Below are 22,660 nucleotides of genomic sequence, written 5' to 3' on the forward strand. Positions count from 1 at the left end.
TAGATTCAAAAAAAGTAATCATGGTGCCCGGATTTCGGAACAGACTGTCAGATTACTCCCAGGCATCAAAAAAGATATGATTCAGGAAGATTTTAAACATTCTCGTATTTTTTCAGGATCTCCTCAAAAGAGTCTGCGACAACACCGAGCTTTTGCTTTCCGACCCCGAAGGTGCTGAGTTTGAAGAATTTCGTAAGCCCGGACTTGATGCCGTGAATGTTCCTTTCTTTCAGTTCCCTGTAGAGGAAATATCTGCCTTTTTTGACCTTTTCGGAAATTGCATAGAAGCCCGGAGCTTCGAAGAACATAAGGTCGTGAGAATGGGGTTTCTGTCCGCGCTGGATAAAACCCATATCTTCGAGCTTTGCAGAGAACCAGCGGGCATTTTCAACTTCCTGGTCCCAGTTCCGGACGCGCTTTACCACTTCAGGAAAAGAAGCTATCAGGGTCATAACCGTTGCCCCGCGGGCAGTGCAGCCCAGAAGCTCGACTTCCTTTGCCTTGTTGTACACGGATTTTCTGAAAACGATTGGGGCATACTCTTCACTTACCCCGAGCACCCCGACAGGCCCGGATGCAGCCATTGATTTGTGCCCACTGCCCACGATAAAGTCAGCCCCGATTTCCTTTGCGGAAACAGGCATCCTTCCAACACAGTAAGCCCCGTTCAGGAGAAGGGGAACATCGTATCCGTGGCAAACGGACGCTATCTTACCGGCATCCGGAACGTTTCCGTAACTCCCGTCAGGATATGTTACAAGAGCAAGAACTGGAGGTTTGCCGCTTTCTTTTGTGATCTCTTCAATTGCGGTCCCGTAGCCTTCAGGGTCAAGGTAGTATTCGGGACTGCCTGTATGAGGCACTACTTTGATATTCAGGCCGGCTCTTTCGGCTGCAACGTAAGAAGAGTAGTGGGCAAGCCCATCAAGCACGATCCAGTCTCCGGGTTTTCCTATGGAGTGCATAACCGCAAACTTGGACTCTCTTGCCCCGTTTGTGACCCTTGCCTCATCACAACCCAGAAACTCGGGGAGAGCCTTGTGTACAAAATCATGGATGGGGGGTTTTTTGATCTGGTCCAGAATCCCACCACAGAAGTCGCAGACTGAGTAACCATCTCCCCATTCCACAAGAGTCTGCCTGGCAGCCTCGGTCAAAAGCCCGCCAGTCTGAAGAGGATCAATATTTATACTGCCGAGGGTTTCTCGCTTTATGAAACCAAACTTCTGTAAATATGAGTCGTCAAGTATCATTTTCTTTATACCTCAGTGATAACTGTAAATTTCTAATTTAAACTATAAATTTCTGGTCCAGCCTGTAAGGTTTTGTCCTGGTTGTGATAGCATATCTGATGTAAATTAACTGCTTAGAACTCTATATGTCCAGTGATATATCAGGAATTCGTGACAATGATTTTTAATTTACCTTTAATATTCAGAGTTTCAACAGCTAATTCTTGATTTTCATTAACAAGTTTGAATGAGAGTTTGTGCTGGATACAGTGTCTCTAACTGCTTATTTTCTCGCGGAATTTGGCAAATCTTTGTTTGGCTTTTGCCCTGTTTTTAGAGCCTTTTCGCTTCCTTTGTTAAATAAGTTGACGCTTACATCTCTTAGGCTAAAGACCAGGGGGTTTTACATTTTGTAAGATAAATCCTATGAAAAAAATTCTGTGAATTGTAAGCAGAGCGTATTTCTGTAGAAAAGCTGGTGGGGGTAATTTTTCTCATGGAACAATCTCATATTAATTAATATGTAAGCTCTTTTTCTCAATGTTTATATAAAATGCATGGCTGTATGGAAAAAAATAAATGTCAGGAATCAGGCTAATAGACAGTCATCATTCCTGATAATTCATACTTCAACATTCACCGTAGAAGTTTTGAAACTTAAGAATGCAGAATTCACAGGACCCCCGCAGACTCTTTAAAACACTCTTCTGCTGTGGGCCCGGGTTGATTTATTGATTATTTATGGCTAACTTACTGATCGATTTAGCAGTTACTTGCTGATCGATTTATTGATTTATTTATTCGTATCACCTGAAGAGGATGTACTGATTCAATGACTATGGAAATTAATAACACGGACCTGTCTGAAAATGTGCCCCTGTCTGATGACACTGATTTATCGGGCTCCAGGGCTTTTGACGACTCAAAACTTGCAAAATTAAACGGTATCATAAGTCAGGGATTCAATCCCTATCCCTATAAGTTCGAAAAGAACGGGGATATCTGCGATATCTTGAAAAAGTTCGAGGACTTCGAAAAGAACGAGGGCTTATCTGTTCAGACTGCAGGAAGGCTCTATAATATCAGAAAGCACGGGAAAATGATATTTGCCGATCTTGGGGACCAGACCGGCAGGATTCAGGTGCTTGTAAGGAAAGGAAACCTCCCGGATGAGGAGTTTGAGATTTTTAAGAACCTTGTGGACTCCGGAGATATCATAGGGGTTCAGGGTGATATTTTCAGGACAAAGAGAGGAGAAGATTCCATCAGTGTGTCGGAATTTGTCCTGCTTTCCAAGTCCCTGTGTGCCCTCCCCGAAAAATTCCATGGTTTAAAAGATGTTGAGACCAGGTACAGGAAGAGGTACCTTGACCTCATAGTCAATGCCGAAAAGAGAGATATTTTCATCATGAGGAGCAAATTGATCTCCGAGATCAGAAGATTCCTTGCCGAAAAGGAATTTCTGGAGTTTGAAACCCCTGTGCTCCAGACTGTATATGGAGGCGCAAATGCAAGGCCTTTCACGACATTCCACAACTGTCTTGGACAGAACCTCTTTTTGAGAATTGCCCCTGAACTTTACCTCAAGAGGCTTGTTGTTGGCGGGTATGAGAAAGTCTTCGAGATTGCCAAAAACTTCAGGAACGAAGACATCGACACGACTCATAACCCTGAGTTTACGATGATTGAGGTCTACGAGGCTTACAGGGACTATAATGATATGATGGACTTAACCGAAAGTCTGGTTTCGGAACTCGTGTTCAAGCTGACAGGCGGCTATGAGGTGCAGATGGGTGAAAACACTATCAATCTCCGCTCTCCCTGGAGAAGGATTTCCATGGAAGACGCCTTAAAAGAATATGCCGGGCTTGATGTCTTTGCCCACTCTATTGAAGAGCTGAAGAAAATAGCCATTGAGAACAGGATCGAAGACTACGAAAAAGCAAAGAGCCATGGTGAATTCCTTGCCCTGCTTTTTGAAGGCCTTGTAGAAGACAAGCTGATAAACCCGACTTTCATATATGATTTCCCGGTTGAAACCTCTCCCCTCGCTAAAAACCACCGGGTGAAAGCAGGTTTTGTCGAGCGTTTCGAGCTCTTCCTCAACGGTTGGGAACTGGCAAACGGATATTCCGAATTAAACGATCCCCTTGAACAGGAAAAGAGGTTTGAAGATCAGGACAAGAAAAGAAAGCTGGGAGACCTTGAAGCCCAGACCGTTGATTACGACTTTATAAACGCTCTCGGATACGGCTTGCCTCCAACCGGCGGCATGGGGCTCGGAATCGACCGCCTTACCATGATCCTTGCGGGCCTGGAATCCATCAAGGAAGTAATCCTTTTCCCGCAAATGAAAAGGGAAGACTGAGTGATTTCGAACTTAATTTTGTTCTGCAGGTCGAGTTTGCCCTGTCAGGCGAACGGGCCAGCCGGGGAGAAAATCCCCTTCTTTTTTATTCCAGAGACGCCTGAATGGCATCTTCCGTTTAATATTAGCTGTGCGGGAGCAGCTCAGCTTTTGCATACAGATATTTATACTGGGGCTGATAACACAACAATTAAGTTATCCATTATCAAAAATCAATTCCGGGAAAAATGACTTTCAATAACGCCTTCAGTTTTTTTCACCCAAAAATTCAGGAAGTCCTGAGCACTCTGGGGTTTATAAAACCTACAGAACCGCAGGAAAGGGCATTTCCTCATATAATGGACGGAAAGCACATTCTTCTGATAGCTCCAACTGGTTCGGGAAAGACTGAATCTGCTGTACTTCCTGTTTTTCACAGCATCCTGAAAAAGAAACCCGAAGCCAGAAGGGGTATTTCTGCCTTGTATATCACCCCTCTGCGGGCGCTCAACAGGGATATGCTCTCCAGAATAGAGCTTCTCGGGAAATTGCTTGATATCAAAGTCCAGGTCCGGCACGGGGATACCCCTCAAAGCGAAAGACAGCGCCAGTCCAAAACCCCTCCGGATGTGCTGATCACAACCCCGGAGACTCTTCAGGCAATGTTTACGGGCTCCCGCTTGCGGAAGAACCTTGAAACCGTAACACATGTGGTGGTTGATGAAATCCATGAGCTTGCAGGCTCGAAACGCGGAGCTCAACTGGCGGTTGGGCTTGAGAGGCTTGTGGAAATTTCGGGGGAATTCCAGAGAATCGGGCTTTCGGCAACAGTAGGGAACCCCTGGGAAATTGCAAAGTTCCTGGCAGGGGCAAACAGGGATTTTACGGTTATCGAGGTCGCCCTGCTGAAGCTCCTGGAATTCGATGTGATCAGTCCTCACCTTTCCGGGAGAGGTACAGCCGGAGATGCAGGTGGAGATGCAGGTGTAGGTACAGCCGGAGAGGAACAAGTCATGGAGATTGCAAGGACCGTGGGCTGTGAGCCTGAGTTTGCCTCTCACCTTTTCTTGATCCGGAAAATCGTTGAAGAAAGCCAGTCCACACTTATTTTTGTGAATACCCGACAGAGTGCAGAAGCTCTTGCAGCAGGTTTCCGGAAGCTTGGAGCGTCAATTGGAGTGCATCACGGCTCCCTTTCTTTTGAAGCCCGCGTCGAAGCCGAAGAGGCGTTCAAATCCGGAGCCCTCAGGGGACTTATCTGTACTTCGTCAATGGAACTCGGTATCGATATAGGAAACGTTGACCGGGTAATCCAGTATGGTTCCCCGCGCCAGGTTTCAAGGCTGCTCCAGAGGGTAGGAAGGGCAGGGCACAGGCTGCACGAGGTCTCCCGGGGCACAATCATCTCCATGGAAGTGGATGACACCGCCGAAAGCATGGCTATTACAAAGGCTGCACTAGAAGGCAGGGTTGAAGAGATTTCCCCGCACAGGAATTCCCTTGACGTTGTGGCAAATCAGATTGCAGGCATGGTTATGGATTTCGGGAAGGTTGGAATTGACAGGATTTTAAGGATCCTCGGGCGGACCTACACGTTCAAAGATTTGCGGATTGAAGATTTGCAGCGGGTGGTAGACCAGATCGGAGACTACAGACTGATCTGGCATGAGAAAGGCTCAAATGTTGTGAAAAAACGCAGGAAGAGCTGGGAGTATTATTACGACAACCTCTCTATGATCCCGGACGAAAAGAAGTACGAGATCTATGACATCGTGAGTGGAAAGTCTATCGGGGTGCTGGACGAAGCTTTTGTGGTAAATTTCGCCCAGCCCGGAGCCGTTTTCATAACAAAAGGAGATATGTGGCGGGTCATTGAGATGCCTGACCGCGAAAGGGAGCCGAACCGGGACAGGATAAAGGTCGAGCCGGTCGAAGGCATGGGGGAAGTCCCTAGCTGGACAGGAGAAGAGATCCCTGTGCCCTTTGAAGTAGCCCAGGGCGTGGGAAAGCTCAGAGCCGAGATTGCAGCCCTGCTCCGGGAAGGGTTCGATGACGAAGCCATTGCGGAAAAACTGCAATTGAAATATCCGGTAGCCAGGACAGCCGTGCTCGAACTTATCCGCCTGCTGTGGGACCACGTTGAAGGAAATTTCCCACTTCCGGATGCTGATACGATCGTAATCGAAGACGAAGGGGACGCTGTGACCCTGAACGCCTGTTTCGGCCACAATACCAACGGGACGCTGGCAAGGGTTTTGACCTCTCTTCTGTCGGCACGCTTCGGGAGCAGTGTAGCCCAGGAAGTGGACCCGTACAGGATCAGGTTGACTCTACCCCGCCGGGTGGGCCCTGTCCAGATCCGGGACATGCTTCTCTCCCTCCGCCCGGAACACGTTGAACCCATCATTGAAATGACCCTGAAGAACACGACCCTCATGAAATGGAAAATGGTCCACGTAGCCCGCAAGTTCGGAGCCCTCTCTCGGAACATCGACTACGACAGGATCAGCATGAAAAAGCTCCTTGAAATCTACGCGGGCTCTTCCATGTACGAAGAGGTTGTCCGTGAGATCTTCCACGATATGCTTGACGTCTCCCGGGCAAAAGAAGTCCTGACAAAACTTGCAGCCGGCGAGATTGCAGTCGAGGTTTCGGGTCCAACCCCGATCGGCTCAGCCGGCTTTGCCATGAAAAGAGACCTTGTAGCCCCGGAAAAAGCCGACCGTTCAATCGTCCTTGCCTTAAAGGAACGCATCATGAACGACAATATCATCCTCTTCTGCACGACCTGCAAGAAATGGACCTCCCGCCGCCAGGTCAAAAATGCTCCCGAAGAAATCATCTGCCCGGTCTGTGACTCAAGAATGGTTGCAGCCCTCAAGCCCTGGGAAGACGAGGAAATCAAACTGGTCAGGAAACAGGGAAAGGGCGTTCCGGTCTCAGCCGAGGAGAAAAAGCGCATCCAGAGAGTCTACCGAAATGCCAGCATCGTGAACTCGCAGGGAAAAAAAGCCGTTATTGCGCTTGCTAGCAGGGGCGTCGGGCCTGAAACCGCATCAAGGGTTATTGAAAAGATGAGGGTGGACGAAGAGGCGTTTTACAGGGATATTCTGAAGGCTGAGAGGAATTACGTGAAGACGAAGAAATTCTGGTGAATGAGAGACTAAGTTAAATAGTTTTTATGAGTCTATTAATGTCTTTATCAAAGTCGATGAATGATACTTTTCTTTAATTTCTTATCTCTGGAATATAGGCTCGGATTAAATTTTTCTCTCCTATCACTTTTGATTCGCAAATTATCAATTCATTTTCTTTTGGATTATATGCCAATACATCAATATCTGGCCACTCACCTTTTTTTGTTTGAATAGGATGTCTCAACTTAGTCCAATAACCCTGAAATTGCCAATAAGCGTCTATTACAGTTTCAACTGCCATTGCTTCTGATATGTAAAAGCACCAATTTTTCAAATATTCTATGGGTGTCTACCTTTTAACAGTACAAATTATTCTCTTTATTTGGCTTGGTATAACAGTAACTGAGTTCTTTTGAAATAATTTATTTATTCGAGAAAAAAACTTTATTGCTGCATCTTCCAAATTTTCAATTCTTTTTAAATCAGAAAGACAATCTTCGAATTTCCAATCGAAAGGATTTGAGGGGGGATGGGGTGGAAATATTATAAAAAAGTGATATTACTCCGGCTTTTTGCGGGTCTAAGTTAACTTTCGTCTTCAATTTTGGTGGCAGCAGTTTAGATACTCACAGATTAAATGTTATTCCGGTAAAGATGGAAGGCAAGAACTTGAATTATACGGTCCTGATTGAACTTATCCTGCTTTTGCTTTTTTGAGCTTCTTTTGGGTCGTTTTTGTTTAGTCTTTTGGGTAGGTCGGTGGGTGGGTATTTGAAGCAATCTTTTCTCTCTGTGTGTCATGGAAAAATCGCTCCACTGCGCGGGAAAAATCCGTAAAGGCAGCTAATATGGTTGTTTCAGGTTCAGGGTTTTTATTAGTCTTAATTTACTTTCCCTGAACTTTCTGTTTTGTCCTGAACTTTCTGGCGTTGATGAATGAGTACATGGAAAATATCTTTTTTCAGGATCTATATTCAGTAAAACAGGTTCCAAAAAGCTATATTTGTATGACTTATTTTTTATATTGGTCTAATTATTTCTTTTTAGTTTTTTGTAATTGGATCGACGATATTTCCAGTGATAAAGGAGTATTTACATGGGACTTGGAATCGAAGATAAATTAAAAGGACTGAAAGGACAGGCAGAAGAGAAATCTGAGGAACTGAAAGGGCAGATGCAGGAGAAAACTGAAGAAACAAAGGGAGATATTCAGAAGAAAGCTCAGGAAAGTAAAGAAGAACTTGAGGAAAAAGCAAAAAAAATGAAATCAGGTTCTCTTCACTGAGCAGGAATTGTCTGCTTGGGATAAGAATGATGTGAAAGGAACTTTATCTCTATTTTGTTTTTTAGAGCTTCTTTTGCGTAGTTTTATGTTTAATCTTTTGGGTAGGTTGTTGGGTGGGTATTTGAAGCAATTTTTTTCTCTGTGTGTCATGGAAAAGCCGGAAAGCGATATAGACATTCTTGTGAAGTTCTCCGAAACAAAAGGTCTGTTAACCCTTGTAAGGATTTAGAGGGAACTCTCAGAGTTACTTGGGTTAAAGGTCGATTTGCTTACTGAAACTTCAATAAACCCATTCCTTATTGACGGAATTAAAAAGGAAGTAAAAGTGATCTCGGCATGAAAAAGAGTGACTCGTTTTTTTACTGTGTTACTAATTAACTATCTTCTCTTAATAAGATTTAAAGAGTAAAACAGGCTTTCAGTATATGTAAAAAGGAGAAGGTATTATCCGGCTGAGATACAAATTCCCTCAAGTAAACTCTGAAAGGCACTCAGAACTGATCACAAGCAACTGGATATAGCTACGTGAGCCGAACAATTTCGTGTCCACTATACTCGCAGCAATCCCGTTAATGATACTGAATACTCTGCTTTCTATAGCGGTCCTCAACATGTTTTCGCCTTTCTCTTTAGCAGATCTCGGCATTAACTCTTTACAAACGATAACACTAAATATAAACTTACAGGATCTTGCATACCTTCTCGGGCTGGTTTTTATTCATGAACTTATTCATCTTGTCTTTATCCCGGACTTTTTAATTTCGGATAAAACGTTTTTAGGAATTACTTATTTTGGCGGATTTGTTTATTCTGAAGAAGCGATATCAAAATCAAGGTATATTCTTATCACACTGGCACCTTTTGTCTTGCTTTCAATAATACTACCTGGCATTCTGGGGGCTTTGGGTCTATTAAATCCGTTAGCAAAGATCCTTATATTGTTAAACGCTATGAGTTCTGGCGTGGACATGCTGGGCTTGATCCTTATACTGATCCAGGTGCCTGATGGTGCATATTTAACTTCCAACGGGATAAGGACCTACTGGATAAGGATAGATAAGAGCATTCCAGAAAGCAACTGAAGATGTATGATCTTAAGGTAGACAAGCAAAAATCTCTTTTTTCAAAAATTTCTTTGTGTCCTGCCGGTAACAGCTTTAAACACTCACAGATAAAATGTTATTCTGGCGGAGATGGAAGGCAAGAGTTTGAATTACACAGTTCTGATCGAGCAGGACGAAAACGGCATATATATTGCAAAAGTTCCTGACATATCGGGTTGTTATACTCAGGGAAAAACAGTTGAACAGGTCATGGAGAGGATAGAAGAAGCGATACAGGTCTGCCTCGGAAGTTGAATAACATAATAAGTGTTTTTTTTTATATTAGAGTCCCATTTCCTTCTTGAACTCTGAAAGGGGTATCAAAGTTCCTTTTTTCTGGTTTTCATGACTTTAATCTATGAGCTTTTTCTCTCCATCAGTGAGTATGCGGTCTATATCTGCTATACGATATCTTACGCTATCTCAACCATAATAAATGGTTAGTATTAATTAAATCAATATCAGTAACTCGTTTTCCAGGCTTGGTATTTTTCCAGGTCATCTTTTATAAGGCTAAATGCAAAAGCAAGCACAGCGACATCATCCACAAATCCAAGTAAAGGAATAATATCCGGAGCGATGTCAATCGGACTTATGAGATACAGGAGAGCGAATGTTATCACTAATACCGTTTTCTTTGGAATCGGGTATTTCCCGTTGAAGGAATCTGCTAACATTGAAAACAATAATCCTAAATAATCCCAGATTTTCCTGAGATCTGCCCGGTGGTGATGAGCACCTCTCAGTTCTTCAGGAAAAACCGTGCCGGTATCAGAAGCTTGATCTGGATTTTCATTAAATTGGTCAAGATTTGATCCAACTTTCTTCGCTCTGAAGTTATTAGTTTTATCCATGATAATCCTCCAATCTTATATTGAATTGTATATCAGGGCTCTTAAATTAACTCTCAAATTGGATATTTTTTCTCTTTTTTGCATCAATTGAGGCAATTAATGGCCTTTTCAAAAAACAAATCAAATTTTGGCTCTGTAGATATCCTGATTATTTTGACTATTATAAAATCGGTTTTAAATTAAATGCCTTTTCCAGTTTCTGCCAAAAAATATGCGTGCATTAAAATAATCTGGTATAAATAAAATCGGTGGTAATAGGATATTAAGCTTGTTGAAGTTAGTCTGAAGATTTCTCAGTCTCCCGGACTGAACCTTTATTTAATAAATATTTTTATTTAAAGGATTATAATTCAACACAACCCGGCGTTTGGGTGCCGGGAGAAATCGATGTTGATCTGTGTGATAAGTCACTTTCTAATAACTATACGGTTGTAGTTGAAATTAATAGTTTTATTGCTGGCTTTGGAGATCTGGATGACGCCGGATATTTTGACCGGTTTCTTTTACCAGATTCTCCCTGTTTTCACTGCGGGTCTTCTGCCACTCTTAACACTATCTTCCCACGAGTATGACGGCTTTCACTCATCTCATGCGCTTTTCTGGCTTCGGAAAGGGGGAGTACTGTTGTTACCACCGGTTTTATCGGCTGCTCGTCTATTATGGCTGCGATTTGAGCCAGTTCTCCTCCGTTAGCCTGGGTCATGAGAGTTTGTGCACGTACGCCGTGTTTTTCGGGAGCTTTTTCTGGAATGCCTGCTACAGTACTTACCAGGAATCCACCGGGTTTTAACACTTCCCAGGACCTCTCAAAGGTGTCTCCTCCTATAGTATCCAGTACCACGTCCACCTTGCCGGCTACATCTTCAAATCGCTGGTTTTTATAGTCGATGAATTCGTCAGCACCTATGCTTTTTAAGAACTGCTTGTTTTTCTCGGAAGCAGTGCCAAAGATATAAGCTCCTTTCCATTTCGCAAACTGGACTGCAAAACTCCCAACTCCGCCTGCTGCGCCATGGATTAGGATCGACTGTCCTTTTTCCAGCCCTGCAATATCAAAGAGGGACTGCCAGGCAGCCAGTCCTGCAGTTGGAATTGATGCGCTTTCAATGAACCCGATACTTCTGGGTTTTCTTGCCGCCTGTGAAGAATTGACAACTGTGTATTCGGCATATCCTCCCTGTCCTATCGAGACTTTGGCAAAGACCTCTTCTCCGGACTGGAAGGGACCTTTTTCCCGTCCCTGAGCGTCTACAATACCTGCAACGTCCAGTCCCATCGTCATTGGTAAAGGCATTTCCCCCAACAGACCTCTGCGTATCTTCCAGTCTATTGGGTTGACCCCAGTTGCAATTATTCGAATTCGAATCTCCCCCGGCCCTGGGTGAGGTTCTGGAATTTTCTCGTACTTCAGAACCTCCGGTCCGCCAAACTCATGAATCCTTACCGCTTTCATATTTTCCATCTCAAAAAATCTCTTTAACTACGGCCTACATTCATTTGTCCCACTAACTTGAATAATGGACGAATCCACTTCAGGTATTTCCAGTAGCATGGGTGAATCGAAAGGTATTTCGTATTTAATAAATAATCAAAATTATCAACCACACCATCCCTGTATTTCCCGTCATCAATGCGGATGATCTCTCCTTCTACCAGGCCCGTTGTCAAATCTCCTACTGCAGAACTGGAATTTTTCATATATCTTATCCAATCTATATTTGCAGCCGGAAATTCAAGAAATAAAATGAATATAAATAGCAGCAAAGCTTTCTTATATCTCAAATTAACTCCCCACCATCTATTTATATTCTGATTCTTCTATTTTAATTTTCCCTGTTTTTTTAAAAGAAGGGTATAATTTTGATGGGAACTTTGCTATTTGTACAATATTAACACCGTTTCGGAAAATAAGGAGGGTATTTCTCTGACAGGTGAGTCAAACTTGCAGTTTCGTTTTATGTTCTTTATCCATTTCTCTTTTTTACCCCTGATCTTTCTCCAGGAACTTCTGCAGCCATATAATGTCAAAAGATTTCCCAAACTTGGCCCCGACTTCCAGGAACTTCCCGCATTCAATAAAACCGTGTTTCAGATGAAAGTTCAGGCTGGCTTCATTTTTTGAGGATACATTTGCAAGGAGGTTTTTCATCTTTTTCTCTCTGGCTTCCGTATAGAGTTTGTCCAGCATCCTGGACCCAAGGCCTTTTCTTGTGTGCCCGGGCAGGATAAAATAAGAAACTACACCTGTGTGCCGGAAATTCGGGAATGGGAAATATGGTCTGAGGGCTCCGATTCCTATTATTTTGCCCTTTTCTTCAATAACGTAAAAAGGAAAATGTTCATTTTCATCCTGCTCTTTTTCACTCTGAACAGCTTGAAAAAACTCGGGTCCAACCTTGGTTTCTATATATGCTGCAAAACTATTTTCAATGTAATAGTTAAAGACCTCAAGCATTCCGGAAATGTCTTCGGTTACAGCTTCTCTTATTTGATATTTTTCGGAATATTTGCTTCCTTGCATATGTAAGTAGTCTGAAAATCAATATTTAAATTTTTTTGGTTAGTCCCTCCCTCCCTTCCTTCTCTTGAATAATGGAATTAAAACTGGATCTTTAATTTTGGATCTCAGAATTACATACCTGAAACTTTGCAGTAAGCAGATATTTATTCCCTTCAGCTATCTGTCATGATTTATATTTATAATTAATTTTCAGTGAGAATATATTTATATATCTATGTTATTCTACTATTTCCTGCAGGTAACTATACAAAACTTATCCTGCGTTTCAGGCCGGATTTTGATGGTTTTAATGGGGCATCAAAGTCTATAGTGCTGAGATTAAATTATTTTTCAACAACTCAGGTAAGATCCAGCCCTGAGAGTAAAAACAGGAGAAAAGGAATTTTCTCAATATATTTCTACAGAAGTGAATAATAGATGTTACTGAATGAAAACAGAATTGTAGAAAGAATCTGTGAACTCCCGACCACACTTGAAGACATATCTGAAAGTATCTTCGGAGGTATCAGCACAAAAAATGGTTTGCTGCACAGGCTTGTCGTTCCAGAAGGTAGCGATTCTGACTCGCTTTATCTCTGTGAAGGTCTCTGTAAACCCGTAATTTTAGAACCTGAACTAATTTATCCCTATGTCTCAGGCACATTTTCCGAGAGATTTGCATTTAACTCTTCACCTTACCGTTTTATGCTGCCTTATGAGCTGTCAGACAAAGGCAACAGGAAGGAGTGCAGAGTGATTCCTCCAGAAGAACTGAAAGTCAGGTTCCCTATGGCATACAGGAGGATCCTGGAATTCAAAAATCAGTTCGGTCATGATAACTCTCCCCTTGACTCTGCAGCCTACTATAGTGTGAGGGGCAGGAAACTTCTGGAGTACCTTAGCACTCCGAAAATCATTGCTACCGAAGGCTATCGTTTGCAGGCAGCTTATGACGCTTCCGGAAACCGTGTATTTGAGGGTGGCTGTGGGATTGTCCTTAAAGAACCGGAAAAATACCCTTATGTAACTGCGGTCCTTAACAGTCAGATCGCCAGACTTTTTCCAGCAGTCTGTGAGTATGAGATGATATACTCAAGCTTTGTAACCCCTGCAGTAATGAAACGATTCCCAATTGTATTTCCTGAAGACAGGCTGACTGAGGATCTGATCGCTAATATTTCCGGCTATCTCATGTTCCTTAACCGGCAGAAGTATGCAGCAGGGAATAGTGTTGCGGGCTGGCTTGATGAGCTTGCAGACTTTTATGAGCAAATTTCGAACCTTCTGGTTATGGATGTTTACTTTGGAGATGGTATTGATCCGAAGCTTCTGGGTGCCCTTGAAGATAATATCCACCCATATGCAGGAGATATGGAATCGGAAAACAGTGAAAGCCTTATGAGTGTGCTCTACTACATAAAGCAGAAGATTCTCGAAACCTCTAACTTTAAAAAGTACGCATTCGACTCCGAATTCCCTGGAATCCTCAGCTTCCTTTAAATAGATAAAGGGTTTGAATAACTCTTTATTTGAAGTTTATTCAGACCTCACTTTTTGCTTTTTACTTTCCGTTTCTTTTTGCTTTTTACTTTCCGTTTCATTTTTTTTTTCGAGTACCCTATCCTTCATTATTTTACATTTAGATTTTTATGAAAAAGTTTATATATATTGACCTTTTTTTACCCACGGGGTAAAAGTGCTCTCAGGGCAGAATGACAGTTTTTCCATTTGGAATCACTGAGCCTGTGAAAGGTTCAGATCTTTGCTGTACAGAAGGATTAATTTCCCTGGCTCCGGTGCTGCGGGAGCATAGATATCAATCCTGACAGTTCATTCCTCCTCCTTAATGCTCGAAAATTTTAATGAAAACGATATCCCTGAGATAATTTTTACCCTTTAAAGAACCGGATTAACGGGTCTGCTTATTAGAAGTTAGGGTCTGCTTATTAGAAGTTAATACGTATGGTCTGAATCCTTCCGAATTTTTTAATCCACATAAATTTCATTTCCCATATTTCCTTTTGTTTCCGGAATCGGCTCTGCACAATTTAAAATAATTTTCGTCTATCTAAATAAATATGTTGATGATATGATGTTAGGAATATTATATTAATATTATAACGTCGGTAATATGTCTTTAATACTATTATGATAATAATATGCTTTTAATATTATACTATTAACAATACAATGTTGGTAATATAATGTTGATTCTATATACAAAATTCCGTCCCTAAATAAACCCTGGGCTTATAAAGAAGTGAAATCAATCATGTTCTGGAGCAAAAACAGTATCTTTGAAAAAGGTGGTGGAATCGTGCTTCAGGACCCTTCAAGATATTCTTACGTCCTCGTCGCACTTAACAGTTCAATTTCAAGGGTCTTTTTCGAGATCTGCCAGAATGACAGGTTTTACAATGGGAGCCCGAATCCGGAAGTTTTAAGGCGTATTCCTATTGTTTTTCCTGAAGAAAAAAACCTTGAATCCCTGATAAACACACTTTCCATCTATCTGACCTGTATTCATGGACTGATTTACAGGACAGCTTCTTCTTGCAGTTCCGGAAGTGAAGACTACGAGCTTCTAAAATTCTATGAGATAATCGTAAATCTTCTTGTTCTGGACACTTATTTTACAAAAGATCTTGACCCCCCCCAGGTTCCTGGAAATCCTGGAGGTAAATGTCTTGCCTTTTGGGGAGTATCTAGGGTGCGGAAAATCCGGATTATCCGGTTTTGAAGATTCAAGATGTTTTATGAATGATCTACAAAACATTAAGTAGAAAATCTTGGACACGTCAGATTTTGGGAAGTGCAGGTTCAAAGTGAATTCACCAATATCCTTGCAACTCTTAAAAACAATAGAGTCTGATAAGAAAATATGTAGCAGTTTTTATGTAGCAGTTTTTATGTAGCAGTTTTTATGTAGCAGTTTTCCTGGAGTTTCCTTTAAGGAATTTCCTCTTAGGATCTATTCCATTTTGGCCAGGAGCTGTAGCAATCTAAAATCCATATCAAATCCCCTCAATATTTATTTTACAGGTATGGGAAGGTTTTCTTAAATTCTCTACAAAAGTTTTGTTTTGCTTTTCATTTTTTCTTCTTTTTTTAAATTTGCATTTGGAATCAAACTTTATGCAGAGTAACTTCCTGGTAGAAATATAATCTAATATAATCAGAAGAAAGGTTATAATATACTATAATAAAAAGAAAGGTTATAATCTAATATAATAAGAAGAAAGGTTATAATGTATATTCCATGAGAAGAATGGTTATAATGTATACTCAATAAGAAGAAAGGTTATAATCTAATATAATAAGAAGAAAGGTTATAATGTATACTCAATAAGAAGAAAGATTATGATGTATAGAGGAAATTTCACACGAAATTTCAAGAATTGGGACTTAGTTAAAAAGGAATATTTGCAGGTAATGGGAAATAAAAAACATCTGGAAAACTTAAGGATTTTCGATGTTCAGTTAACCTGTCGATAATAAATGATCAGCATATGCCTCTAATCCGCATATGTTTCTAAACAGTCTGAGCAAATGATCTGAAAGCTCTCTAAATGATATGGATATTTAATCTGAGCAAAAAAATTGTTTTTTTAACAGAGCAAATTTTGTGGCTCTTTATTTTTATGTTCAGGAAATCTATATCGTGAGCAGTATCATCGCAAACTTATTTATCCATTGCATTCAATGCATAAATTTATATAGATAGTCTTTGTTTTTTTATTAAAACGTTTGGTGTTTTTTACTTATATTTCCTGGCTCTCCCTGTTCCCTAGCAATAATTCAAAAAAGGAAGGTCGTCTTATCAGCCTGCAAATCCACACCGCTGCGTTACCCTATATGGGGGCATTAATCTTTTCAGGGCTTATATGTACCTTGCTTGCAATCAGAGCATATAAAGCCTTTAATCACCGCAGTTTGCCTTTTTCAAAATATTTTATCTTAATTATGCTCTGTATGGCTCTCTGGTCTGTGAATTACGCTTTTGAAATCGGGTTCATGGATATTGAGTATAAGTATTTATTACTATGGGAGTGCAGAGGGTCACGAATACCCTGACCTTCAGGTCGGGGATGAAGTGAACCCTCGCTGGCTGTTTTGTATTCGCTTAAACTGTATCAATCATCGTTTTTTTGTAAAATGAGGTTTTTTGACACCATAGCCACAGGTGGTTCCAGCTACCTATGGCTAGGATGTGATAAGCGTTGGAATTGCGCAGTTTTAGCCATGGCTATGGTCAGATTACCTACCACATCGTGTTGGTGCCTAAGTATCGATACAAGATATTCTACAATAAACGAGTTAAAAAGGATTGCGAGTCTATATTCCACAATATTTGCACAGAGAAAGGCTACAAAATCCATGCTCTGGAAGTTGTAGATAATCATGTTCACCTGTTCCTGGAATTCCACCCAAGCACCTCTCTATCAGAGGTGGTTCAATACTTGAAAGGAGGTAGTTCTTACAGATTGTTCAAGCTTCATCCTGAACTGAGAACACGATATTGGGGTGGAAGTCTATGGTCAAGTGGTAAATTCTATCGATCCGTTGGAAATGTAACCGCTGACACAATCAAGCACTACATTAAGGAGTCGCAGGGAAAACCGAAAACAGAGGTTCAATCATATAGATTAAAGTCTAGGCAACGGAAAATTGACGATTTCTAAGTACCAGAATAACCGGGCGGGCGGCCCATCAGCATACCCCATCCTTTAGGTTGGGGTGGCCGCACGCAATTTGATTTGCTCGTCTCCAGTACGTGGGGATGGCCTTTGCTCCTGTAACCTGGTTTTTATTTGCAGCTGAATACTCCGGAATATGCAGACAATTTGCCCGAAAGTATGAGAAGCAGCTTTTTATTTTTCCCTTCATTTCAATTCTACTAATGCTTACAAATGGCATCCATGGGCTGTACTTTGGAGGTTACTATCTTGATTTTTCAGGAGGCTTTCCTCTCCTTGTATTTGAGCATGGGGCATTTTTTTGGATTTTCTATATTTACTCCTTTGTTTTGATCTTTGCAGGAATCTTTTTCTTTTTCCGGCAGTTTATCCATCTTATCACGCCTTACGGGACCCCGGCAGCCATTGCCCTTTCAGCAGCCTGTGTTCCGGTTCTTGCAAATATAATACACGTAGCAGATATAGGGCCCTTTGCATTTTTTGATCCTACCCCTTTTTCCTTTACAATAACCGGCTTGATCCTCTTCTGGGGAACAATCGAGCATGAGTTCCTTAACATCATTCCTGTTGCCAGGCAGAGCGTGATAGAATCCATGAACGATGGGTACATTGTTGTGGATCTTTCAAACACTATCGTGGATATTAATCAGGCAGCACTTGAACTCGCCGGAAAAGGAAGAAAAGAGGTCCTGGGGAAAAACATAAATAGCATTTTCGGGGAGGGAGTGGAGATTTTTGGTAATTCTCCGGAGGACAGTTTCAGCAGGGAAATCTCACTCAAGATCGATTTGGAAACAAAGTTCTTTTCGGTCAGTGTCAGTCCCCTTCTGGCAGGGGATTATGAAGAGGGCAAGCTGGTAATGATCCATGATATCACGGAGATACATCGGTATCAGGAAGCTTTGAAGCAGGCAAACAAGAAGATAAACCTCATGAGCAATATTACCAGGCATGATATTCTCAACCAGGTGAATGTACTTTCAGGGTATACCGAGTTGATATCGGAAATGCTTCCCCCGGATGTAAAAGAAGACCTAAGGATCTCAAAATACCTCCGAAATCTTAACAAAGGAATTGAAACAATCCACAGCCAGATTATTTTCACAAAGGATTACCAGGAACTTGGAGTTGTTTCCCCTACCTGGCAGTCTATAAGCAGCCTTGCAAAAGAGGCAGCTTTTTCTTTTTCCGGGCAGGGATTGAAGTTTTCCATCGAGGATAACGGGCTTGAAGTATATGCTGATCCCCTGCTCAAAAAAGCTTTCTACAACCTGTTTGACAATGCAAGAAACCATGGAGAACACGTCAGTGAGATCGATGTAAGCTCTCGTATAGTCGGGGAAAGTGTTGTAATCGAAGTAAAAGATAATGGCATAGGGGTCTCTTCTGTTATGAAAGAACTTATTTTTGAGAAATCCGTAGGTCGAAATACCGGGCTTGGTCTTTTCCTTGTCAGAGGTATACTTTCCATTACAGGCATGGAAATTACTGAAACAGGAATCGAAGGAGAAGGTGCAAGATTTGAAATTAGCGTACCTCCGGGAAACTGGCGTAGAGCCCCTTTTCAATAAGCCATAAATGCAGCTGACAGGACCAGAATCAAAGTTGTAACCACCATGGCGATCAGCAGCTTAATTTCTTTTTTGTTCCTTTTTTCTGGTCTGGTCCAAACTTCAGGATAGCTCCTAAACTTATTCCAGCTCCAATCCCTATTGCAATGCCTATAGCCGTCCTTTACATAGTATTATCCAGTGCAAGCCCAAGAATAAAAGCTCCATAAAGGTTTCCAGTCTTCTCACCCATCAATTTCTTCTTAACTTCTGTGACGTTTATTAATTTATATTTCTTTTATATTTGTTTCTTTGTATATTATGACATAACTAATATCTTTGAAATCATTCTTAGAGTTGACAGCCGAATCTCAGTAATCATAATATCTCTGTACTATATATGGTGAACAATATGAGTGAATTTACCTTGAATACAAGATTTGGAAAGGTGCTTAAAGGTGAAGCCGTTGATATGGTCCCTGTCTGTTCCGTAACCCAGACAGGCACTGTTGAACTTATGGAACTGACAGGAGTTTCCTGGCCCCAGGCTAATTACGATGCCCGCAAAATGGCGGCACTTGCCCTGGCAGGACATGAGATTGCAGGGTTTGAGAATGTACGCTGTCCTTTTTGCACTACAGTGCTTGCCGAAACGCTGGGCTGTACAGTCGCTGAAGGCAGTGTTGATATACAGCCTTATGTGACTGATTTCCCCTGCAAGAAAAAGAAAGACGTTAAGGAGATTTCAGTCCCCGATTTGCTTCTTGAAAGCAGGCGGACATCGGTAGTTCTGGATGCAGTTGGAATCCTAAAAGAACATGTAGGGGAAGACGTGCCCGTTGTTGCAGGGCTAGTGGGTCCTGCAGGACTCGCTTCTATGCTTGCGGGCATGAAAAATTACCTTATGTGGTTTGTGACAAATCCTGAAGTTGTTGAAGAACTGATGGGAACTCTGACTGAAGCCTGCATTGAATATGCAAATGGTTTGCTGGAGAGGGGAGCAGATGCCGTAGTGCTTATAGACTCCGAAGCAGGGCCTGATATTATTGCCCCTCAGATGTTTGAGACTTCGGTTTTTCCACTCCATAGTAAATTCTGCAGGGAGGTGAAAGGATTAAAAATCCTCCATATGTGTGGGGATGCCACAGCCGTCCTTGACCCTCTGGCAGACGCCGGGTTTGAGGGAATCAGCATTGAAGAAAAAGTGGGTATCAGTTTTGCAAAGGGAATTGTGGGTAACCGGGGGCGTCTGATAGGAAATGTGTCCCCTTCTGATACCCTGCTGACAAAAGGGCCTGAAGAGGTTCTAATTGAAGCTCGGGCATGCCTTGAAGATGGGATCGATATTCTTGCACCGGGTTGCGGGCTTGCTCCCCATACCCCACTCGAGAATATAAAAGCGCTTTTCCGGGCAAGGGATGAGTACTGCTCATTGTGAATCTTCCTGAGGGTTCTGGGAGGGATCTTCGGAGGAAGCTCTTTTAGCAAGCTCCGTGGAGTTCCTTCACTTAGTTTTTCGGAAACTTCTCCGAGTCATTAAGGCTTATAATCATTGCAGAACCTATTATCAGGGTACAACCTGTAAGAGTTTCAACAGAAAGTGCAATTCCAAGTACAGCCACATCAAAAAATACCCCGCTGACAGGTTCTATCAGGGAAAGGAGGCTTCCGGTCTGGGCTTTAAGGTTTGCAAGTCCGAGAACTGTAAAGATCTCTCCGAAACCTATGGATACCATTCCGAAAGTAGCAAGCACTTTCAGGTTGCTGTAAAGGACAGCCGGAGAAACCTCAAATGCAAAGGGGCTTAGCAGCAAAAAAGCAATCCCCATGGGCCAGAAGACTATTGCAAGTTCCGGGTATTCCGTTTTTAAAACTTTTACGTTCAGGATCAGAGCCGCAAAGACAACTCCCGAAAGCAACCCTGCTATCATGCCCAGCATGTAGGTGCCGGTAAGCTCAATTCCGGAAAGCCCGTTTTCGGGCCTGACTATAAGCAAAACTCCTGTGATTGCGATGAAGAGGGCAACTATACTTTTTTTTCCGATTTTCTCATTCAGGAGAAAAGGGGAAGCCAGCATGACATAGATTGGAGCTGTATACTGGAGTAATATTGCAATGGATACGCATGTAATCTTCAGGCAGGTAAAATAGAGCAGCATGCATATAACAACGAGTACTCCCTGCAGGAACAGGCTTTTTTTCTTTTTCTTTAACCTGAGGTCTGAAGTTTTCCCTCTCGCAATTATATATATAGAGAAAAACAGAAGCCCAAAGAGCAATCTGTAAAAAATTACCGGAGAAATAGCCATATCATGGATACGGGAAATAAAAAGCCCATTCATGCTGTAAAATACACAGCCTAAAATCACGGCCATATGCGCTTTTTTGCTCTCTAGAAACATTCTGCATGGATATACGTATAGCATTTATATATTTATTGGATCAGTATCTGTTAAAAAATATACATTGTAAGTTAAAACCGGGCAAGTGTGGGTTTGAAGAGAACCTGCTCCTGTTTAATCCCCCTGCAGAAAAATCCTCTTCTCCTGAGCTCCCTGCTCCTTCAGGGGGATTTTTCTCGTGTAGTTTCCAGACCTGAAAATGCAGAAGTAATCGAGAAACACGGAGTCCGGATGAGGGTCTATATTACGAAAGAAGACAACCGGAATGCAGTTGTCCTGTACCAGGAAACCGAAACAGGACATGCAGAAGAGTTTGTTCATGAAAAACGCGATTTTTTTGTATTATATTCTTGAAGGGTTCGGCATGTGGGTAATTGAGGGCAGGGAGTTTGAAGTCCGGGTAGGGGGCGTGGTCGTGGTGCCTCTGGAGAAAAGGTTCTGGTTCCGGGGCAGCCTGAAGCAGATTTGCATAACTACTCCAGCCTGGGAAGAAAAGTATGAGCACCATATAAGGGATATCGAGTTCTAACTGATATCCTGAACTACAACTATTGCCCTACGATACTCCTTGCCCTTAACTGTTTTTTCTTCTCGTCTGTTTTTATTCTTTATTATCCAAGTCCGAAACTTTATTCTTTGTTATCCAAGCTCGAAACTCGTAACCCCATAAACCTTATCAAGCTCTATATCAGGTTCTTTTCGGCTGTACATGCGGATAGTTTTGAACATTACATTCATGTGATACTTTTTTGCTATTTCCATTGCTTTTTTATTCGGTTCGGGGACATCAAGATAAATGGTTTCCTCAGGAACTGATGCTCTGAGGGCCCTGAATATTTTCTCTGCTGTAACCTGGTCGTCTGCGAAAAGAGGACCTATCTTATACCCTTTCCTGCACTTCCTGATTACGCCGTACCCTTTCATGTCACCTTTTTCCACTGCCGCAAAGGCGGAAGAGTCGGGTTGATTTATCCATTTCTCAAGAAAGCCGGACCTTGGGGCAGGAAACATCTTCCTGTCGTAGGCAAGCAGTTTTTCAAAGGGGACTTTCGAGATCTTTACAAGTCCATCCGGGACTTTTCCTCCTCCCCTGCCTTCAAAACGCAGGTTGCTGTAAGAAGACCTGAATTTCATAACCTGCTGGTATTTTTTTTCGTTTTCCACAACTCCATCTAGCCCGATGTTTCTGTCTTCCAGATATTCCAGGCATTTTTCGGTCAGTTTTATTCCGATGCCTTTTTTCCTGAATTCGGGTTTGACTACGTAGAGCCCGAAAAAACCGAAAGAATCATCATAAGCGACAGCAGAAGCACAACCTTCGGGCTTGCCTTCAAGCTCTGCAATAAAAAAGCCTTCGTTATCAGCTTCGTAAAAAAGTTCTCCGTCATGGATGCCAGGGTTCCAACCTTCCGCGACTGCCATCTCAATTGCGAATCCGGTTTCTTCCCTGCTCATTTTTCGGACTTTAAGCCCTTTTATTTTTTTCGAATCTTTATCCATGACAGTTTAATATTCTCATTTTCTATTTATTTTTTAAGTATCTTCCTTGACCT

The 22,660-nt window shown here is 42.1% G+C and carries 21 protein-coding genes and 1 pseudogene; 14 read left to right on the top strand and 8 right to left on the bottom strand.

What is annotated here, in order from left to right:
• Positions 1-92 precede the first annotated feature (92 nt).
• Positions 93-1,253 (bottom strand): O-phospho-L-seryl-tRNA:Cys-tRNA synthase, encoded by a 1,161-nt coding sequence (gene pscS, locus MSWHS_RS12875; RefSeq protein ID WP_048129567.1) that lies wholly within the window; start codon positions 1,251-1,253, stop codon positions 93-95.
• Between the two features lie 811 nt (positions 1,254-2,064).
• Here pscS and lysS point away from each other — a divergent pair.
• Together lysS and MSWHS_RS12890 are read left to right on the top strand one after the other, a co-directional pair.
• On the top strand, positions 2,065-3,600 hold the full coding sequence (lysS, locus tag MSWHS_RS12880) for a lysine--tRNA ligase (protein ID WP_048159158.1): 1,536 nt from the start codon (positions 2,065-2,067) through the stop codon (positions 3,598-3,600).
• A gap of 227 nt (positions 3,601-3,827) precedes the next feature.
• Positions 3,828-6,734, top strand: a complete 2,907-nt coding sequence (locus MSWHS_RS12890; RefSeq protein ID WP_048159159.1) for a DEAD/DEAH box helicase — start codon at positions 3,828-3,830, stop codon at positions 6,732-6,734.
• Between the two features lie 73 nt (positions 6,735-6,807).
• Here the strand turns inward: MSWHS_RS12890 and MSWHS_RS12895 are convergent, their stop codons facing one another.
• Entirely contained in the window at positions 6,808-7,017 is a 210-nt protein-coding gene (locus MSWHS_RS12895) for a hypothetical protein (protein WP_048129559.1), read from the bottom strand.
• Between the two features lie 795 nt (positions 7,018-7,812).
• Between MSWHS_RS12895 and MSWHS_RS12900 the strand changes: the two genes are divergently transcribed.
• The 3 genes from MSWHS_RS12900 (at position 7,813) to MSWHS_RS19480 (ending at position 9,359) form a co-directional block, all read left to right on the top strand.
• The gene (locus MSWHS_RS12900; RefSeq protein ID WP_048129557.1) at positions 7,813-8,001 is read left to right on the top strand and encodes a hypothetical protein; all 189 of its coding nucleotides are present in this window, start codon (positions 7,813-7,815) and stop codon (positions 7,999-8,001) included.
• 572 nt (positions 8,002-8,573) lie between these two features.
• A complete protein-coding gene (locus MSWHS_RS12910) occupies positions 8,574-9,083 on the top strand; it encodes a DUF3267 domain-containing protein (RefSeq protein WP_231585431.1) in 510 nt (169 codons plus the stop codon).
• Positions 9,084-9,209: 126 nt separating this feature from the next.
• The gene (locus MSWHS_RS19480) at positions 9,210-9,359 is read left to right on the top strand and encodes a type II toxin-antitoxin system HicB family antitoxin (protein ID WP_231585432.1); all 150 of its coding nucleotides are present in this window, start codon (positions 9,210-9,212) and stop codon (positions 9,357-9,359) included.
• 206 nt (positions 9,360-9,565) lie between these two features.
• Here MSWHS_RS19480 and MSWHS_RS12915 read toward each other — a convergent pair whose 3' ends face one another.
• From MSWHS_RS12915 to MSWHS_RS12930, 4 genes are all read right to left on the bottom strand, one after another.
• Positions 9,566-9,958, bottom strand: a complete 393-nt coding sequence (locus MSWHS_RS12915; protein WP_048129555.1) for a YkvA family protein — start codon at positions 9,956-9,958, stop codon at positions 9,566-9,568.
• Positions 9,959-10,481: 523 nt separating this feature from the next.
• Positions 10,482-11,420: an NADP-dependent oxidoreductase gene (locus MSWHS_RS12920; RefSeq protein ID WP_231585433.1), complete on the bottom strand. Its 939-nt coding sequence runs from the start codon at positions 11,418-11,420 to the stop codon at positions 10,482-10,484.
• Between the two features lie 14 nt (positions 11,421-11,434).
• The gene (locus MSWHS_RS12925) at positions 11,435-11,740 is read right to left on the bottom strand and encodes a hypothetical protein (protein WP_048129552.1); all 306 of its coding nucleotides are present in this window, start codon (positions 11,738-11,740) and stop codon (positions 11,435-11,437) included.
• Positions 11,741-11,939: 199 nt separating this feature from the next.
• Positions 11,940-12,479 (bottom strand): GNAT family N-acetyltransferase, encoded by a 540-nt coding sequence (locus MSWHS_RS12930; protein ID WP_048129550.1) that lies wholly within the window; start codon positions 12,477-12,479, stop codon positions 11,940-11,942.
• Between the two features lie 417 nt (positions 12,480-12,896).
• Here MSWHS_RS12930 and MSWHS_RS12935 point away from each other — a divergent pair, with 417 nt between their 5' ends.
• The 7 genes and pseudogenes from MSWHS_RS12935 (at position 12,897) to mtaA (ending at position 20,143) form a co-directional block, all read left to right on the top strand.
• Complete coding sequence (locus tag MSWHS_RS12935; protein WP_048129548.1) at positions 12,897-13,958, top strand: hypothetical protein; 1,062 nt, start codon at positions 12,897-12,899, stop codon at positions 13,956-13,958.
• Between the two features lie 772 nt (positions 13,959-14,730).
• The gene (locus tag MSWHS_RS12940; protein ID WP_052722720.1) at positions 14,731-15,198 is read left to right on the top strand and encodes a hypothetical protein; all 468 of its coding nucleotides are present in this window, start codon (positions 14,731-14,733) and stop codon (positions 15,196-15,198) included.
• A gap of 1,115 nt (positions 15,199-16,313) precedes the next feature.
• Positions 16,314-16,532: a histidine kinase N-terminal 7TM domain-containing protein gene (locus MSWHS_RS20540; RefSeq protein ID WP_231585434.1), complete on the top strand. Its 219-nt coding sequence runs from the start codon at positions 16,314-16,316 to the stop codon at positions 16,530-16,532.
• Between the two features lie 146 nt (positions 16,533-16,678).
• On the top strand, positions 16,679-17,140 hold the full coding sequence (gene tnpA / locus MSWHS_RS19485) for an IS200/IS605 family transposase (protein ID WP_082088120.1): 462 nt from the start codon (positions 16,679-16,681) through the stop codon (positions 17,138-17,140).
• Between the two features lie 86 nt (positions 17,141-17,226).
• A pseudogene (locus MSWHS_RS22155) lies at positions 17,227-18,048 on the top strand (histidine kinase N-terminal 7TM domain-containing protein); the annotation flags it as partial.
• 114 nt (positions 18,049-18,162) lie between these two features.
• The gene (locus MSWHS_RS22160; protein ID WP_304413480.1) at positions 18,163-18,726 is read left to right on the top strand and encodes a sensor histidine kinase KdpD; all 564 of its coding nucleotides are present in this window, start codon (positions 18,163-18,165) and stop codon (positions 18,724-18,726) included.
• Between the two features lie 391 nt (positions 18,727-19,117).
• Positions 19,118-20,143, top strand: a complete 1,026-nt coding sequence (gene mtaA / locus MSWHS_RS12955) for a methylcobamide:CoM methyltransferase MtaA (protein ID WP_048129544.1) — start codon at positions 19,118-19,120, stop codon at positions 20,141-20,143.
• 70 nt (positions 20,144-20,213) lie between these two features.
• Here the strand turns inward: mtaA and MSWHS_RS12960 are convergent, their stop codons facing one another.
• Positions 20,214-21,107 (bottom strand): DMT family transporter, encoded by an 894-nt coding sequence (locus MSWHS_RS12960; RefSeq protein ID WP_048129542.1) that lies wholly within the window; start codon positions 21,105-21,107, stop codon positions 20,214-20,216.
• 93 nt (positions 21,108-21,200) lie between these two features.
• Here MSWHS_RS12960 and MSWHS_RS21700 point away from each other — a divergent pair, with 93 nt between their 5' ends.
• A complete protein-coding gene (locus MSWHS_RS21700) occupies positions 21,201-21,461 on the top strand; it encodes a hypothetical protein (protein WP_231585435.1) in 261 nt (86 codons plus the stop codon).
• A gap of 10 nt (positions 21,462-21,471) precedes the next feature.
• A complete protein-coding gene (locus MSWHS_RS21705; RefSeq protein WP_231585436.1) occupies positions 21,472-21,636 on the top strand; it encodes a hypothetical protein in 165 nt (54 codons plus the stop codon).
• A 110-nt stretch (positions 21,637-21,746) separates the two neighbouring features.
• Here the strand turns inward: MSWHS_RS21705 and MSWHS_RS12970 are convergent, their stop codons facing one another.
• Positions 21,747-22,607 (bottom strand): GNAT family N-acetyltransferase, encoded by an 861-nt coding sequence (locus MSWHS_RS12970; RefSeq protein ID WP_048129540.1) that lies wholly within the window; start codon positions 22,605-22,607, stop codon positions 21,747-21,749.
• Between the last annotated feature and the right edge of the window lie 53 nt (positions 22,608-22,660).

The sequence above is a fragment of the Methanosarcina sp. WWM596 genome (genome assembly GCF_000969965.1).
In the GTDB taxonomy this organism is placed as follows: domain Archaea; phylum Halobacteriota; class Methanosarcinia; order Methanosarcinales; family Methanosarcinaceae; genus Methanosarcina.

Excerpts from the sequence above, each read along its gene's own strand:
- pscS (WP_048129567.1), bottom strand. The coding sequence starts at position 1,253 with ATGATACTTGACGACTCATATTTACAGAAGTTTGGTTTCATAAAGCGA.
- lysS (WP_048159158.1), top strand. The coding sequence starts at position 2,065 with ATGACTATGGAAATTAATAACACGGACCTGTCTGAAAATGTGCCCCTG.
- MSWHS_RS12890 (WP_048159159.1), top strand. The coding sequence starts at position 3,828 with ATGACTTTCAATAACGCCTTCAGTTTTTTTCACCCAAAAATTCAGGAA.
- MSWHS_RS12895 (WP_048129559.1), bottom strand. The coding sequence starts at position 7,017 with ATGGCAGTTGAAACTGTAATAGACGCTTATTGGCAATTTCAGGGTTAT.
- MSWHS_RS12900 (WP_048129557.1), top strand. The coding sequence starts at position 7,813 with ATGGGACTTGGAATCGAAGATAAATTAAAAGGACTGAAAGGACAGGCA.
- MSWHS_RS12910 (WP_231585431.1), top strand. The coding sequence starts at position 8,574 with ATGATACTGAATACTCTGCTTTCTATAGCGGTCCTCAACATGTTTTCG.
- MSWHS_RS12915 (WP_048129555.1), bottom strand. The coding sequence starts at position 9,958 with ATGGATAAAACTAATAACTTCAGAGCGAAGAAAGTTGGATCAAATCTT.
- MSWHS_RS12920 (WP_231585433.1), bottom strand. The coding sequence starts at position 11,420 with ATGGAAAATATGAAAGCGGTAAGGATTCATGAGTTTGGCGGACCGGAG.
- MSWHS_RS12930 (WP_048129550.1), bottom strand. The coding sequence starts at position 12,479 with ATGCAAGGAAGCAAATATTCCGAAAAATATCAAATAAGAGAAGCTGTA.
- MSWHS_RS12935 (WP_048129548.1), top strand. The coding sequence starts at position 12,897 with ATGTTACTGAATGAAAACAGAATTGTAGAAAGAATCTGTGAACTCCCG.
- MSWHS_RS12940 (WP_052722720.1), top strand. The coding sequence starts at position 14,731 with ATGTTCTGGAGCAAAAACAGTATCTTTGAAAAAGGTGGTGGAATCGTG.
- MSWHS_RS20540 (WP_231585434.1), top strand. The coding sequence starts at position 16,314 with ATGGGGGCATTAATCTTTTCAGGGCTTATATGTACCTTGCTTGCAATC.
- MSWHS_RS22160 (WP_304413480.1), top strand. The coding sequence starts at position 18,163 with ATGCTTCCCCCGGATGTAAAAGAAGACCTAAGGATCTCAAAATACCTC.
- mtaA (WP_048129544.1), top strand. The coding sequence starts at position 19,118 with ATGAGTGAATTTACCTTGAATACAAGATTTGGAAAGGTGCTTAAAGGT.
- MSWHS_RS12960 (WP_048129542.1), bottom strand. The coding sequence starts at position 21,107 with ATGTTTCTAGAGAGCAAAAAAGCGCATATGGCCGTGATTTTAGGCTGT.
- MSWHS_RS21705 (WP_231585436.1), top strand. The coding sequence starts at position 21,472 with ATGTGGGTAATTGAGGGCAGGGAGTTTGAAGTCCGGGTAGGGGGCGTG.
- MSWHS_RS12970 (WP_048129540.1), bottom strand. The coding sequence starts at position 22,607 with ATGGATAAAGATTCGAAAAAAATAAAAGGGCTTAAAGTCCGAAAAATG.